Genomic DNA, 13,559 nt, shown 5'->3' with positions numbered 1-13,559 from the left:
CAGCCGGGACGGCGCCCTCGCGCCGTCCGTCTGCACCATGAACACAGCCAGCCACCCTCCCCTGTTCTTGTGCGGCGACGTGATGACCGGGCGCGGCATCGACCAGATCCTCGCGCATCCCAGCCAGCCGCTGCTGCATGAATCGTATGTGCATTCGGCGCTCGACTACGTGCGCCTGGCCGAGCACAAGGCCGGCCCGATCGCACGCCCCGCCGCGCCGGAGTACCCCTGGGGCGATGCCCTGGCGGAACTGGAAAGCCGCGCTGCGCGGCCGCGCATCGTCAACCTGGAAACCGCCGTCACCACCAGCGACGATGTCTGGCCCGGCAAGGCGGTGCACTATCGCATGCATCCGGACAATGTCGCCTGCCTGCAGGCCGCCGGCATCGACTGCGCAGTGCTGGCCAACAACCATGTGATGGACTGGGGACGCGCGGGCCTGACGGATACGCTGGCAGCGCTGGACGGCGCGCATATCGCGCATGCCGGCGCCGGCCCCGACGAGGCAAGCGCGGCGCACGCCGCACTGCTGCAGCGGCCCGGCGGCGGCCGCGTGCTGGTGCTGGCCCTCGCCATGGAAAATGCCGGCACCCCCGCGGCCTGGCGCGCCAGCGCCGGACATTCCGGCGTGAACCTGCTGGAAGACTGGTCGGTGGCATCGCGCGAACGCATTGCCGCGCAGGTGCGCAAGTTCAGGCGTGCCGGCGACATCGTGGTGGTATCGATCCACTGGGGCCCGAACTGGGGCTACCACATCGACCCCGCGCAACGCGCCTTCGCCCGCGCGCTGGTGGAGGGCGGCGAAATCGACATCGTGCACGGGCATTCCTCGCATCATCCGCTCGGGATTGAGCTGCATGCCGGCAAGCCGATCCTGTACGGCTGCGGCGATTTCATCAACGACTACGAAGGCATCGGCGGCTACGACGCTTACCGGCCGGACCTGGCGCTGATGGTCTTTGTCAGCTTCGATGCCGGCGGCAGCGCCGACCTGCGGCTGGTGCCGTTGCGGCGCAGCCATTTCCGGCTGGCCTATGCGCGCGAAGTGGATATGGCGTGGCTGCAGGCCATGTTCGAAGACGAGGGACGGGCACTCGGCACCCGGGTGGAGCGCAGCGGCTTGCACGAACTGCGCTTGTGGGCGGCTTGAGCCTCAGCCCATGAAAAAGCCCGCCGTTGCGGCGGGCTGCCCGAAAGCCAATCGCCACGCGTCAGTGGCGATGGATCATGTGGTCAAACCAGGTGCGCACCGACTGCTCCTGCTGCTGCAGCAGCGTCGGGTTCTTTTCCCGCAACATCCAGATGGTAAATGCGGCGCACGCAACAAGGGCGATCAGGACCAGCGCGGTAATCAAGGTGGCGGCCATCGCAACCTCCTTTGGATAATGGTTGCACCTTCAGTGTAGTTCGCCCGGCAGCCGTCCCGGAAAGCAGAAAGGCCAGCCTTGATGGCTGGCCTTCCGGTTATTCCAGTGCCACGTGAGTTGGTTCCGTGTAACGCTTCCGCAGAGTGCTGATCCGCTTCTTCATTCACTGCCCGACTCTAGCTCACTCGCCCATCCTGCGGCACCCCAGGACATAACTGCAGCATAGTACAAATCCCCGCGGATAACAGCGCGCGTTCAGCTGACAGCGATGCGGTCGTCGACCAGGCGGATCTGGCCGCCAGGCTTGTCTTCCATCACTTTGAGCACGCGGCTGCCTACCTGCAGCGTGACGCCGCCATGGATGCGGCGCGCGGCGTCGATCACGGCCTCGGCGGCCGGCTGCATCTGCTGCCCCAGCTCGGCCAGGCGGGCCTCCAGCTCGAACAGGTCGCGCGACAGCTTGAACAGTGTCGCGCGTGCCTGTTCGCGCAGGTCGCCCACGGCCTTCTCGGGATGCTTGGCAAAGAAATCCACCAGCTGCCTGACCTTGTTCTGCTCTGCCAGCATGCGGCGGCGCTCGGCTTCCAGCGCGGTGCGCTGTGCGTCGGCAAATGGATTCAGGCCGACCTGGATGCTGGTGGCGGTGCCGGCCGGTGCGCCCAGCACCGGGGCGCGCACCGCCAGCAAGGCACGGCTGCGGCCGCCGCTGATGCTGCCCTGCGCGCCGGTGCCGCCCACCACGATGCGCTCGCCGGCAGCAACATCGCTCTGCCGGATGCCGCTTTCGACGTTGACCTCGGTGCCGGCCTCGACCACGGCGTTCTCGATAAAGCGCGCCTTCACCGCGCCCTTGCAGCGCACGCTGGCGCGGCTGATGCCGCCTTCGGCGCGGCCGGTGTCGGCCTTGCCGATGATGCCGCCCTTGACGATGACATTGCCGCCGGCCTCGACATTGGCGGCTTCGATGGTGCCCTCGACCACCACGTCGCCGCTGACGTTGACCGACATGCCGGTGCGGATGTCGCCCGACACGCGCAGCGTGCCGTCGAACGCCACGTTGCCCGAGTGCAGGTCGACCGACTCCACCTGCACCACGGGGCTGACCGAGATGCCGTGCACGCCAACCACCGGCGATCCGGCGATCACCGCGCGCAGCAGCTCCGCATCGTCGGCATCGGCGGCAGCGCCGGTCAGGCCTTCGGCAAAGGGCGGATCATCGACCGGATCGGCGGCGACGGGCTTGCCAAATACGTCGACGCCGTCATTGCCGCGCACCGCCGGAACGCGCCGCATCAGCGGCGTGCCGGGGCTGACCAGCAGCAGATTGCCCAGGTCGCGCAGGTCGACCTTGCCGGCCTCGTCGTCAGGCTGCGCCGGCTTGCGCGGTTCGAGCAGGTTGATGAAGCGCGCCGGCTCACCCTGGCGCGGCGCGACGCCGGCGGCAATGGTGCGCAGCTCGCAACGGCCTTCGGCCAGCGCGGCGTCCAGTGCCAGGGTCTGGATCGGCGCCACCACGCCGCGCGCCGCCGCGGCACGGCGGATGTCCTCGGCGCCGACCGGGCGGCCGCCTTCGGCTGGCAGCAGCGTCAGCCGCACTGCCAGGCCGTCGGCGGTGATGTCGAGCTCGAACGCGCCGTCGATCAGCGCACCGATGGTGGCATCGATCTCATGCTCGGCGCGCTGGCATTGCGCCAGGAACTGCGCCATCGCGCGCGCATCCAGCCGCGCCCCGGCCCAGCCCAGGCTGTCCAGGCATTGGCGCAGGCTGGCCTGGTCCGGCGGCAGCCTGCCTGGCTGCGGCGTGTAGCGCGCATGCACCTGCTCGCCTGGCTCGGCAAGCTCCAGGCGCAAACCCGACTCATGCGTCATGCGTCCCCTGAATCGTCTTGTGCAGCCGCGCGGCGGGTGCCGGCGCTCCGCTTGTTATCGATCCATAAACCAACGGCAGCAGCGCAGAGAACTTTAGCGCACACCTTGCCGCGTCGGCGGGGCTGCCATCGCCTTCGTGGACAAGCGCCTGGGGGGACGATCCGGACGATGTCCGGGCTATTTGACCGAGACCACCTCGATGGTACCGGTCTGGCCGCTCTGCACGACCTCCTGCTTCATGACCAGGCCCATGTCGGGGCAGTACCAGTCCGTAACGCTGGCGCTCGCCGGCGGCACCGACACGGTGTGGCCCGCCACCGTGACCGGCGCCATGGTCGTGCTGCGCTCGTAGCGGACCGGCCAGCAGGATTTCTGGCCGAGGCGGGTGGGGATGGTCGCGCGCTTGCCGACGACCTTGCCGCCGATGGTGACCTTGGCGGACGGGATCCTGGCCTGGCCGGCGCTCTGGCCGGCGGCGGTCATCTGCAGGTCCATGCGCACCGTCTGCGACTCGCCCGGCAGCCGCTGCCCTTCCGCTTCAATGACGCCGCCGTAGGCCAGCGTGCCGACCGCGCTGCTGTCGAGCATGCCTGATGCCGTGCCGGCGGCGCTCTTGCCCTCGACCTTGCCCGGCGCGCCGCCGCGCGAGATGGTCAGGCGGTCTTCGATCACCGCCATGGTGTAGTCCAGCCGCGTCTCGTTGCCCGAGCCGGCCGCGGCCACCTTCGACACGACGCTGATATTGGCATTGCACTGGCCCTTGCCCGACTTGCGCACGCCGGACACGGACATGGTCGCCGTGCCCGGCGCACCGCCCTGCATGGTCATGCGGATCTCGCCGCCGTCGTGCATCCACGGCGCATCGCAGACGCCGGCCGCTGCGGCTGCCGGCAGCAGCAGCGCAGCGAGGGCCACGCTTGCGCCAAGCGCCGTGCGGCGGTCCAGGGATTGACGCGCGCCAGCGCGGTCGGAATTCTTCGGCATCTGTCGCCTCTCCATTGGTCAGTTCAGCAAAGCACCGGCAGTCAGTCCTTGCATTGCGGCATGTCGCGGAAGCTGTCGCGCACCGTCGCACAGGACTGCGCCAGGCCATCCTTGTCGGAGACGCCGGCCCAGCGCGTGCGGATCGATTCCAGCTCGCCGGGCAGCCCGTCGCGCAGGGTCTGGGCGGCCGCGGCCTGCCCCGACTTGTCGAGCTTGGCCGCCATGTTCTCGGTGCAGGCGCGCTGCGCGGCCTCGGCTTCCTGGCAAGCCTTCGGCAAGGCATCGCTGGCCGCGGCGGAACGCCCTTCTTCCTTGCCACAGCCGGCAGCAGCCAGCGCCAGCATGACCGGCAGGCAGGCACGCGGAATCCAGTACGACTTCATGACTTCTCCTTTTTCTTCACCGCGGAGGCGGGGGGTTCTGATACGAGACAATGGCAAGGCCGCCGTGCTGCGCCGGCGACGCCGGCTGGCGCAAGGGCGCCGCGGTGCTGCCGTCCTGGCCGCCGCGCAAGCGCGCATAGCGGCCCAGCACCTGCGGCACGTAGGCCTGGGTCTCGGCAAACGGAGGGATGCGCGACCCGTGGCGCAGCACCGCGCCTTCGCCCGCGTTGTAGGCGGCCAGGGCCAGGCTGGTGTCGCCGTTGAAGCGCGACAGCAGGCCGCCCAGGTAGGACGCACCGGCCTGCAGGTTCTGGGCTGGATCATAGGCATCGGTCACGCCCAGCATGCGAGCCGTGGCCGGCATCAGCTGCGTCAGGCCGATGGCGCCCTTGACGGAGGTGGCTTGCGGGTTCCAGCCCGACTCCACCTCCACCATGGCCATCAGCAGATGCGGGTCCACCGCCGCGGCCTGCGCCGCGCGGTGCGCGAGGGCAACCAGCTCAGAGGGTGGGGACTTGGCGCTGACGACCGCGGCCTTTGCCGCCGCCAGCGTTGGCAGCCCGATAAACGCCCGCGCTGGCAATGCCGCGGGCGCCGCGGTGGACGCCAGCCGTGCCGGCGCGGCGCTGCGCGACGTGAGGAAGGTCACGCCGCTGCCGCGGTCGGCATGCATCACGATCTCGGCGCCGGCCGGCACCGCGCCCGCCAGCAGCATTGCCGCCACCACACCGCGCGCCGGCGCGGCCACAAGCGCAGGCATCACTGCTTGGCCAGCTCCACGCGGCGGTTCTGCGCGCGGCCGAACGGCGTGTCGTTGGGCATCAGCGCATGGGTGGCGCCATAGCCCTTGGCATCGAGGCGGTCGGCGGGCACGCCAGCGCTTTCCAGGTAGCGCTTGACGGCGGCGGCGCGGCGCTCGGACAGCGGCTGGTTGCGCACGTCGCCGCCGGTGCTGTCGGTATGCCCCTCGACGCGCAGGCGCCAGTCGGGGTGCGCCAGCACCGCCTTGGCGGCACGGTCCAGCAGCGGCCGGGCCGCCGCGCTCAGCACATCGGAATCGGTTTCGAAGTTGACGCCGTAGAGCTGCACGCGGCCCGCGCCTTCCAGCGCCTGGCCGATGGGATCGGGGGCTGCCTCGGCCTTCGGGAAGCACGGCGGCGCCGTGTCCGCCAGGCGCCAGCCGCCGGCCTCGCGCACGCTGTCGAAGGTGCGGGCATCGCCCTTCACCAGCGCCGCGTAGGCATGGCTGCCGTCCGGGCTGAAGGCCATGGCGCCCTTCTCAGGCGCGCCCTCGGTGGTGCGCCGGAAAGCCAGCAGGGCGCCATTTTCCAGCCCGCCGGAAATCGTTCCCAGCACCTGCGTGATCTTCATCTGCTTGTTGCTGTAGTCGCCTTCCACGTAGCAGCCTTCCACCGCAGCGCCGTCCTGGTGCAGCAGCACGTAGCCGGACGAACCGAATTCCACCGGGAACTGGTAGATGCCGCCCACCTGGCGCACCTTGTCGGCCACGGCCTCGGGCTTGCCGTAGGCCATGAACTGCTGCAGGCCGATCTGGCCCTCGTCCTGGTCGCCCGGCCAGCGGTTGCCGGTAAGCGTCAGGCGCAGGGCCCCGGCCTTGACGGGCTGGGCCAGCGGCACGCGGGTATCGTAGCCGTCCTGCCCCGGCAGGTCCGCATCGTAGATCACGGTCCAGGGGCCTTGCGTGCCGCCGGCCGAGGCTTCGACGCGGGCATGGCGCGCATTGCTGCGCGCCCCGGCATCGGACAGGCCGCGGAAGCGCAGCACGTCGACGGACGAGGCCTGCGCCAGCGCAATCACCAGCTCCTGCCGGCTGCCGTTGCGCATAAAGCCGGCATGGTCCGGAATCTCATTGAGCAGCGGATACCACGAGCGGTCTTCCTTGTCGCGGTTGACCACGAACGCGCCGGACCACAGGCCGGCAACGTTGGTTTGCGCGGGCGTTGCCGGCGCCGTTGCCACGGGCTGGGCCGATGCCGCTGCAGGCGCGGGCTGCGCATCGCCTTGCGCAGCGGCGCTGTCAGCAGGCTTCTTCTTGCAGCCCGCCAAGGCCAGCAGGGCCACGACGCCCAGGCCGATAGCGGCCTTGCGGGTCGTCAGTCCAAACGTCATTCCCTTCAAGGTACTTCCCCTTCTTCTTTTTGTGATGCCGGCCGGTCCGGTGCGCGCCTCAATGCGGGGCGCGCATCAGCATGTCGATCTTCTGCAGCCGCGCGCGGACTTCGCGCTCCAGCGGCGCCAGTGTTTCCGGGCTGGCTCCGGCCTTGCTGGCGCGCGCGTAGTTCGCGATCGCCTCGTTCATGCCGCGCTGCTCTTCGGCCAGCGCACGCTTGACCAGCTCGCGCTCATCGCTGGCCGCCACGCTCGGAATCGCCGCCTGCGCGGCGCCCGCGACGGCGGCCTGCGCCTGGTCGGGCGCGTTGCCGCGTGCGGACGGTGCCGCTGCCTGGGGCGCGGAAGCCGCCGGAGCCCGCGCTGCCGACGCCGGCACGGCGCCGCTCACCGCCGGCGGCGCACGCCGCGTGGTGATGATCTGCACGCCTTCGGAGCGAGAAACCTCCATCGCCGCCAGCGCCGGTCGCGGCACGAACCCGAGGTTACACAACAACAGCAACGCCAAACAACCCCGCTTCGGCAATTTTGTCGACCTTGTCGATTCTGGCATCGGTGTCTTCGGGCCTATCCCGGCAAATTTTCACAAATACTTACAAAAACGGCGGCTGCGGAAGCATCAGTTGCCGCGATACGGCGATTGCATCCGCACGATCGCCTCGGACTCGAGCGGGATGCGCCATTCCGACGCCAGCGTGGCCCGTCCGGTGCAGAAATTGGGCGTGGTCGGGACCTCCATGCCGCCGTACGAACCGGTTGCAACAAAATTCCGGATGCCGTTGACCAGCGAGTAGATGGTGCGGTCGGCAAACGGCACGAACATTTCATAGCAGTACGTGACCCGGATCTTCAGCAGGTTGGCGTCCTGGATATTGACGCCAGAAGACGGCCCCGCGCTGGTGGCGCGGTACATCAGGCTGTCGTTGGGGATCTCCCGCGTGGTCTTGCCGGCGTAGTAGCCGCTTCGCCCGAAATCCTGCAGCGCCGCCGGCGTCGGGTTCAGCACGTCGATCCTGGCCTGGGTGCGGGCTTCGAACTGGGCCTTGGCATAGCCGGTGGCATGCGCGGTACGGTCGGCGGAGCGCACGAACAGCGGCGTCAGCCCCAGCGCCAGCCCCTTGCGCATGCTGGCCAGCCGCCCGTGGTCGACGGCGCCTTCGCGCGCGGCCTGCAAGGCGGCGTGGTCGAGCGTGGCCTTGGCCTGGTACAGCAGCCCGAACTGGATCACGCCCAGGCACAGCAGCAGCAGCGCCGGCGCGATGATCAGGAATTCCACCGCGGACTGTCCCCGTGCCCCGCGCCGCGCCGCGTGCTTTTGCTGGTGCGTCATGGCCCCTCCTCCCGCATTTCCAGGGTCTGGCCCGGCGCAATCCCCAATGCCGCCGCGCGCCCCGCGCCGAGCTCAAGCGTCTGGCACGCGCGCCAGTGGGCACGCACGCGCTGGCGCCCCACGCTCGGGTGCACCGCCAGCACGCGCTGCCGCTTGTCGAGAAACACCACGTCGATCGCCATGCGCATGCCAAAGGTGTGGACGGCGCCGCAGGGAGACAGCAGCAAGGCTTCGTCCGGTGCCATCGAATCGCGGCTGAGCAGCCCCGTCATGCGTTCGCGCGCAGTGGCCGCCACCGACACCCGCACGCCGGTGTCGAGCGTGCCGTGGCTGGCCCGCAGGTAGAGGCGCGCCTGCCTCACAGCAGCCCTTCCTGCATGAATTTCATCACGATCGGGAAGCCAAGCACGATAAAGGTGACCGGGAAGATAAACACCACCAGCGGAAAGATCAGCTTGACCGGCGCTTCCATGGCCTGCTTCTCCGCGCGCTGGAAGCGCTCGGTGCGCCGCTGCTCCGACTGGAAGCGCAGCGTGGCGGCCAGCCCCGAGCCCATGCGCTCCGCCTGGATCACGGCACCGACGAAATTGGTGACCTCCTTCACGCGCAGGCGGTCATCCATGCGGCGCAGCGCATCGGCGCGGCTCAGGCCCGACTTCAGGTCGCGCAGCACGTGCTCGAACTCGCGCCGCAGCGGGCCCTCAGGCCCCTTCTCCACCGCCTGCAGCAGTGCGCCGTTGATGTTCAGGCCGGCCTCCACGCTCAGTGTCAGGAAATCCAGAAACACCGGCAGGTGGCGCGTGATCTGCAGCAGGTTGCGCTTGCGCACGTCGCGTAGCCAGATGCGCGGATAGAAGAAGCCCAGCGCGCCGGCGGCAAGCAACAGCAGCGGCGAGAACACGTCCAGCCCCAGCATGGCTATGCCCGCCAGCAGGCAGAACGCCAGCGCCGAAACGATCGACAGCGACAGGAACTGGCGCGCCGTCATCAGGAACGACATGCCCGTCAGGCGCAACTGCTCGTCCACCGCGGCGCGCAGCGACTTCGGCGTGATCCAGACGAAATGGTGGTCGAAGAAGCGCACCACCGGCCAGACCGCGCGCAGCGACGGCGGCAGCGGGTCGAGGTAGTCGCGCGCCTCGTCGGGCACGGCCACGGTGAGGCGGCGCATGGCCATGGTGGTGGCGGCGAGCACGCCGACCAGGCCGGCGGCGAGGGCGAAGGCAACAACAAGCATCATGGTCGGCCCCGGTCAGACATCGATATGGGTGATCTTGCTGATCGCCTTGTAGCCAAGCAGCTCCATCACCGCGATCACGGACAGCGTGCCCCAGCCGATCGGCGAATTGAACAGCGGCGCCATCGCCACCGGCTCCATGTGGTTCAGCACCACGATCAGGAACAGCGGCAAGCCCGTCATCACCAGGCCCTGCATCTTGCCCTGCGCGGTCAGCGCGCGGATCTTGCCTTCCATCTGGTGCTTCTCGCGCAGCGTGCGCGCCACCGACTCCAGCGTCTCGGCCAGGTTGCCGCCCACCTCGCGCGAGATCGTGATGGCCGCGGTCACCATCAGGAAGTCGGGCACCGGGATGCGTTTCTCCATATTGCGCAGCGCGTCCATCAGGTCCACGCCAAGCCGGACTTCGCGCATCAGCAGGTCGAACTCCTGCGAGATCGGCGGGCGCGACTCGGCCACCACGCTTTCCAGCGCCATCGGGAAGCTGGCGCCGGCGCGCAGCGCGCTCGACATCATCAGCAGCGCATCCGGCATCTGGTCTTCGATGGCCATCAGGCGCTTGCGCTGCATCTTCTTCACCAGCGCGCGCGGCAGCAGCAGGCTCACCGGAATGCTGAGCATCGCGAAGAACACGTTCTGCGACACCAGCCAGGTCAGCAGCGGCAGCGCGAATACCGCCACCACCGAGATGCCGGCCACCTGCCGCATGTTGATGAAGATGAAGAGATCGGCCAGCGAGGCCTCGACCTCGGTCGCCAGCGTCTGCGTGTGCCGCACGAACCAGCGCTTGCCCTGCGACAGCACGGCCCACGCAATCAGCACAGTCATCAGGAAGGCGCCGCACAGCACCAGGGCAAGGTTCATATGGCCTCCTTACTCGTCGCGGGCGGTGAAGATGCCCGTATTGACCTGGATGCCGCGACGGATCAGGTCCTGGTAGAAATCCGGGATATACGAGGTGGCGACATAGCGCCCCTTGACCTTGCCGTCGGCACCGTAGCCTTCCTCGCGGAACATGAACACGTCCTGCAGCTGCACCACGCCCGTTTCCATGCCGCTGACCTCGGTGATATGCGTCACGCGGCGCGAACCGCAGGAGAAGCGCGTCTGCTGCACGATCACGTCGACCGCCGAGCAGACCTGTTCGCGAATGGCCTGCACCGGCAGGTCCAGCCCCGCCATCAGCGTCATCACCTCGAGACGCGACAGGCAGTCCCGCGGCGAGTTGGCGTGGGCCGTGGTCAGCGAGCCGTCATGGCCGGTATTCATGGCCTGCAGCATGTCCAGCGCTTCCCCGCCGCGGCATTCGCCGACGACGATGCGGTCCGGGCGCATGCGCAGGCAGTTCTTGACCAGGTCGCGGATCGTCACCGCGCCCTTGCCTTCCATATTGGGCGGCCGCGCCTCCAGCGACACCAGGTTGGGCTGCGACAGCTGCAGTTCGGCAGCATCCTCGACCGTGACGATGCGTTCGTCATCCGGGATGAAGCTAGACAGCACGTTCAGCAGCGTGGTCTTGCCCGAGCCCGTGCCGCCGGAGATCACGATATTGGCGCGCCGCTCCACGGCGGTGCGCAGGAACTCCAGCATCTCGGGCGACAGCGAGCCGAAGCCGACCAGGTCTTCGCCCCTGAGCTTCTTGCGCGAGAACTTCCGGATGGTGATGTTCGGCCCCTTGAGGGCGAGCGGCGGGATCACCGCGTTCACGCGCGAGCCATCGGGCAGGCGCGCATCGACCATCGGCGAGCTTTCATCGATGCGCCGTCCCAGCGGCGCGACGATGCGCTCGATGGCGCCCAGCACGGCGCGGTCGTCGGTAAAGATCACCGGCGAACGCGTCAGCCTGCCGGCGCGCTCGACAAAGATCTCGTCATGGCAGTTGACCATGATTTCCGAGACCGCGTCATCGTCCAGCAGCTCTTCGAGCGGACCCAGCCCGATCACTTCGTCGAAGACGCTCTGCTTGAGCGCGTCCAGCGGGATCTCCTGACTGCGGAACACGCTCTCCTTGAGGATGTCGTCGAGCAGCGAGCCGACCAGTTCGCATAGCTCGTCCTCGGCCATGCGCGCGACGTTGACGCGGCGCAGGTCGAGCGCAGCGATCAGGCGCTGGTGCGCCTGCTTGCGCAGTTCCACGCCGCGCGGCGAGTTGATGGGCGCGCGCAAGGCCTCGTCGAGCGGCGCCGCCGGCGCAGGTTTGGCGGCCACCGGCGCTGGCTTCGGCGCAGGTGCCGGCGGCCTGGGTGCGGGCACGGCTTCGCGCGGCACCGGCTCGCTTGCCTGGGGCGATGGCGACAGGGTCACCGCCTCCCGTGGCGGCGACGGAGGCGGCACAGGCATGGGCACCGGCACCGCCGGTTGAGGCGCCACGGCATCCTGTGGTGGTTGGGCGTGGTGCTGCAGCGGCGATGGCTGCGCCGCCACGCCCGCTCCCGCACGCCCCGGCTCGGCCACGACCGACAGCACGAAGCCGCCGATCTCGATCTGGTCGGCCGCGGCCAGCGGGCCATAGCGCGTGATCGGGTCGCCGTTGATCAGCGTCGAGGCAATGCCGCCCTGATCCTCGATATACCAGCCGCCGTTGTGTCCTTCGATGCGGGCGTGGACCTTGCCGATCAGCAGGCCCTTGAGGACGACGTCGCAGCCGGGATCCTTGCCGATGGTGCAGCCCGGCCCCTTCACATGGATCACCTCGGCGCTGCCATTGCGCTGCTGCAGGCGGATATTGAGCATGGCCGGATCAGCCTCCGTTCATCGGGTCGACGCCGGGCGGCGGCAGCGGCGGCCGCTTCTGCTCCATCACTTCCTGCTCGCGCACGGCATTCGCAGCGGGCAGCGGGCTCGGCTCGCCGAAGCGGTGGCGGTAGTTGGCATCGACATCCGCACCACGCTGCAGCAGCGCGGCGTTTTCCGGGCTGGCCGGGTCATAGACGACCGGGGTGACAAAGATCACCAGGTCGCTCTTGTTGTTGCGGAATTCGTCGGAACGGAACAATCGCCCGAGGATGGGAATGCTGCCCAGCAGCGGCACCTTGTCGACGGCCTTGGACGCGTCGGCATTGACCAGCCCCGAGATCGCCAGCGTTTCGCCCGCGCGGATCGAGGTCTCGGAGGTGGTGCGGCGCGTCAGGAACGCCGGGAAGCCGCCGAACGATACCGACGGGTCGATCTGGCTGATCTCGGTTTCCAGCGTGGTCGAGATGACGTTGTCGACGTTCACCGCCGGGCGGATGTTGAGCTTGATGCCGTACGGCTTGTAGTCGACGTCGGTGGTGCCGAACGCGCCGGCCTTGGGAATCGGCACTTCGCCGCCGGCCAGGAAGGTGGCCAGCCCGCCGCTCTTGCTGTTGAGCTCCGGCGCGGCGAGCACGTAGGCATCGCCATCGGAGATGGCCAGGTTGATGCGCGAGAAGATGGTCGTGGCAATGCCGAGATAGAAACCGCTGGCGGCGCCGGCAACCTGGCTCGGGGTATCGGTGAAGGTGGCCGCATCGGTGGACGGCAGCGTGCGATAGCGCCCGGTGTGCACCGGATTGCCCGCGAACGCGATCTGCGGCCCGTTGAAGCTCTGCTGCCAGGCAATGCCCAGCTTCTCCATGCCGCGCCGGGTGATCTCCATGATGTGCACCTTGAAGTGCACGGTCTTCTTCAGGGCGTCGCCCTCGTCGGCGCGCACCAGGTTGACCACGCTGTCCAGGCCCGAGGTGGCGGTCTTGATCAGCGGCACCATCTGCGGATCGACGATGCCCGACAGCACCACGCTGGGGCCGACCACCTCGATCTTCAGGCCGCGCACGCTGCCCAGCGACGCCCGCAGGCGCTGGGCCACGTCGGCGGTATCGGCCGGCGCCACGCGCAGCTTGCCCTGCAGGGCCACGCCGCGCTCGTTCCAGACGATCAGGCTGGTGGTGCCGATCTCCTCTGCCAGCAGCAGCAGGCGGCCGTCGACCACGGTGCTGCTGACCAGCGCGCCGTTGCCGATGGCCACGCGCTTGATGGTGCCCGGCACCTCGAGCGCGCGCACCTCGCCCTTGAACAGCTCGATCGCACCAAAGCGCGCCGGCAGCTCGTACGACGGCGGCTGCGCGCCTGTGCGGGCCGCGGTGGTCACGGGCTCGGCGGCCCAGGCTCCCGAGGCCAACGCGGCTGCCGCCAGTGCTGCCATACCCCCGCGCACCGCATGGCGCGCCCCCTTACCCGTTTTCCCGTCCGGTGCTCTGTGTACCGTGACCGCCTGCAGGCGCCCGGCGATGCCGCCG

At 68.9% G+C, this 13,559-nt stretch carries 14 protein-coding genes; 1 reads left to right on the top strand and 13 read right to left on the bottom strand.

Annotation, left to right across the window (positions count from 1 at the left end; translation table 11 throughout):
- Window positions 1-37 precede the first annotated feature (37 nt).
- Window positions 38-1,150: a CapA family protein gene (locus AC3WLE_RS13125; protein ID WP_492320953.1), complete on the top strand. Its 1,113-nt coding sequence runs from the start codon at window positions 38-40 to the stop codon at window positions 1,148-1,150.
- Window positions 1,151-1,211: 61 nt separating this feature from the next.
- Here the strand turns inward: AC3WLE_RS13125 and AC3WLE_RS13120 are convergent, their stop codons facing one another.
- The 13 genes from AC3WLE_RS13120 to AC3WLE_RS13060 form a co-directional block, all read right to left on the bottom strand.
- Entirely contained in the window at window positions 1,212-1,367 is a 156-nt protein-coding gene (locus tag AC3WLE_RS13120) for a hypothetical protein (protein ID WP_013955963.1), read from the bottom strand.
- 255 nt (window positions 1,368-1,622) lie between these two features.
- Window positions 1,623-3,236 carry a flagellar assembly protein A gene (locus AC3WLE_RS13115; protein ID WP_492357346.1) on the bottom strand — a complete coding sequence of 538 codons (1,614 nt, stop codon included), beginning with the start codon at window positions 3,234-3,236 and terminating at the stop codon, window positions 1,623-1,625.
- 177 nt (window positions 3,237-3,413) lie between these two features.
- Window positions 3,414-4,220: a hypothetical protein gene (locus tag AC3WLE_RS13110; RefSeq protein ID WP_492320955.1), complete on the bottom strand. Its 807-nt coding sequence runs from the start codon at window positions 4,218-4,220 to the stop codon at window positions 3,414-3,416.
- Between the two features lie 41 nt (window positions 4,221-4,261).
- Window positions 4,262-4,603: a hypothetical protein gene (locus AC3WLE_RS13105; RefSeq protein WP_492352958.1), complete on the bottom strand. Its 342-nt coding sequence runs from the start codon at window positions 4,601-4,603 to the stop codon at window positions 4,262-4,264.
- Between the two features lie 16 nt (window positions 4,604-4,619).
- Window positions 4,620-5,363, bottom strand: coding sequence for a lytic transglycosylase domain-containing protein (locus tag AC3WLE_RS13100; RefSeq protein WP_492320975.1), 744 nt, complete (start codon window positions 5,361-5,363; stop codon window positions 4,620-4,622).
- Window positions 5,363-6,733: an OmpA family protein gene (locus AC3WLE_RS13095; RefSeq protein ID WP_492357347.1), complete on the bottom strand. Its 1,371-nt coding sequence runs from the start codon at window positions 6,731-6,733 to the stop codon at window positions 5,363-5,365. The genes AC3WLE_RS13100 and AC3WLE_RS13095 overlap by 1 nt, the downstream gene beginning before the upstream one ends.
- A gap of 58 nt (window positions 6,734-6,791) precedes the next feature.
- Window positions 6,792-7,184 carry a hypothetical protein gene (locus tag AC3WLE_RS13090; protein WP_492352960.1) on the bottom strand — a complete coding sequence of 131 codons (393 nt, stop codon included), beginning with the start codon at window positions 7,182-7,184 and terminating at the stop codon, window positions 6,792-6,794.
- 168 nt (window positions 7,185-7,352) lie between these two features.
- Window positions 7,353-8,063 (bottom strand): TadE family protein, encoded by a 711-nt coding sequence (locus tag AC3WLE_RS13085; RefSeq protein WP_492320958.1) that lies wholly within the window; start codon window positions 8,061-8,063, stop codon window positions 7,353-7,355.
- Complete coding sequence (locus AC3WLE_RS13080) at window positions 8,060-8,425, bottom strand: DUF192 domain-containing protein (protein ID WP_492357348.1); 366 nt, start codon at window positions 8,423-8,425, stop codon at window positions 8,060-8,062. The genes AC3WLE_RS13085 and AC3WLE_RS13080 overlap by 4 nt, the downstream gene beginning before the upstream one ends.
- On the bottom strand, window positions 8,422-9,303 hold the full coding sequence (locus AC3WLE_RS13075) for a type II secretion system F family protein (protein WP_492320960.1): 882 nt from the start codon (window positions 9,301-9,303) through the stop codon (window positions 8,422-8,424). Before AC3WLE_RS13075 ends, AC3WLE_RS13080 begins: the two co-directional genes overlap by 4 nt.
- A gap of 12 nt (window positions 9,304-9,315) precedes the next feature.
- Complete coding sequence (locus AC3WLE_RS13070) at window positions 9,316-10,164, bottom strand: type II secretion system F family protein (protein ID WP_492311138.1); 849 nt, start codon at window positions 10,162-10,164, stop codon at window positions 9,316-9,318.
- 9 nt (window positions 10,165-10,173) lie between these two features.
- Window positions 10,174-12,033, bottom strand: a complete 1,860-nt coding sequence (locus tag AC3WLE_RS13065) for a TadA family conjugal transfer-associated ATPase (RefSeq protein ID WP_492320961.1) — start codon at window positions 12,031-12,033, stop codon at window positions 10,174-10,176.
- Between the two features lie 7 nt (window positions 12,034-12,040).
- Window positions 12,041-13,465 (bottom strand): type II and III secretion system protein family protein, encoded by a 1,425-nt coding sequence (locus AC3WLE_RS13060; protein ID WP_037024375.1) that lies wholly within the window; start codon window positions 13,463-13,465, stop codon window positions 12,041-12,043.
- Window positions 13,466-13,559: the final 94 nt, after the last annotated feature.

This window comes from Cupriavidus sp. FW306-1B-F12B (assembly GCF_058781795.1).
Note: the sequence above shows the minus strand (reverse complement) of the source record. Positions and strands in the feature narration are given on the sequence as shown.

Excerpts from the sequence above, each read along its gene's own strand:
- AC3WLE_RS13125 (WP_492320953.1), top strand. The coding sequence starts at position 38 with ATGAACACAGCCAGCCACCCTCCCCTGTTCTTGTGCGGCGACGTGATG.
- AC3WLE_RS13120 (WP_013955963.1), bottom strand. The coding sequence starts at position 1,367 with ATGGCCGCCACCTTGATTACCGCGCTGGTCCTGATCGCCCTTGTTGCG.
- AC3WLE_RS13115 (WP_492357346.1), bottom strand. The coding sequence starts at position 3,236 with ATGACGCATGAGTCGGGTTTGCGCCTGGAGCTTGCCGAGCCAGGCGAG.
- AC3WLE_RS13110 (WP_492320955.1), bottom strand. The coding sequence starts at position 4,220 with ATGCCGAAGAATTCCGACCGCGCTGGCGCGCGTCAATCCCTGGACCGC.
- AC3WLE_RS13105 (WP_492352958.1), bottom strand. The coding sequence starts at position 4,603 with ATGAAGTCGTACTGGATTCCGCGTGCCTGCCTGCCGGTCATGCTGGCG.
- AC3WLE_RS13100 (WP_492320975.1), bottom strand. The coding sequence starts at position 5,363 with ATGCCTGCGCTTGTGGCCGCGCCGGCGCGCGGTGTGGTGGCGGCAATG.
- AC3WLE_RS13095 (WP_492357347.1), bottom strand. The coding sequence starts at position 6,733 with ATGACGTTTGGACTGACGACCCGCAAGGCCGCTATCGGCCTGGGCGTC.
- AC3WLE_RS13090 (WP_492352960.1), bottom strand. The coding sequence starts at position 7,184 with ATGGAGGTTTCTCGCTCCGAAGGCGTGCAGATCATCACCACGCGGCGT.
- AC3WLE_RS13085 (WP_492320958.1), bottom strand. The coding sequence starts at position 8,063 with ATGACGCACCAGCAAAAGCACGCGGCGCGGCGCGGGGCACGGGGACAG.
- AC3WLE_RS13075 (WP_492320960.1), bottom strand. The coding sequence starts at position 9,303 with ATGATGCTTGTTGTTGCCTTCGCCCTCGCCGCCGGCCTGGTCGGCGTG.
- AC3WLE_RS13070 (WP_492311138.1), bottom strand. The coding sequence starts at position 10,164 with ATGAACCTTGCCCTGGTGCTGTGCGGCGCCTTCCTGATGACTGTGCTG.
- AC3WLE_RS13065 (WP_492320961.1), bottom strand. The coding sequence starts at position 12,033 with ATGCTCAATATCCGCCTGCAGCAGCGCAATGGCAGCGCCGAGGTGATC.
- AC3WLE_RS13060 (WP_037024375.1), bottom strand. The coding sequence starts at position 13,465 with ATGGCAGCACTGGCGGCAGCCGCGTTGGCCTCGGGAGCCTGGGCCGCC.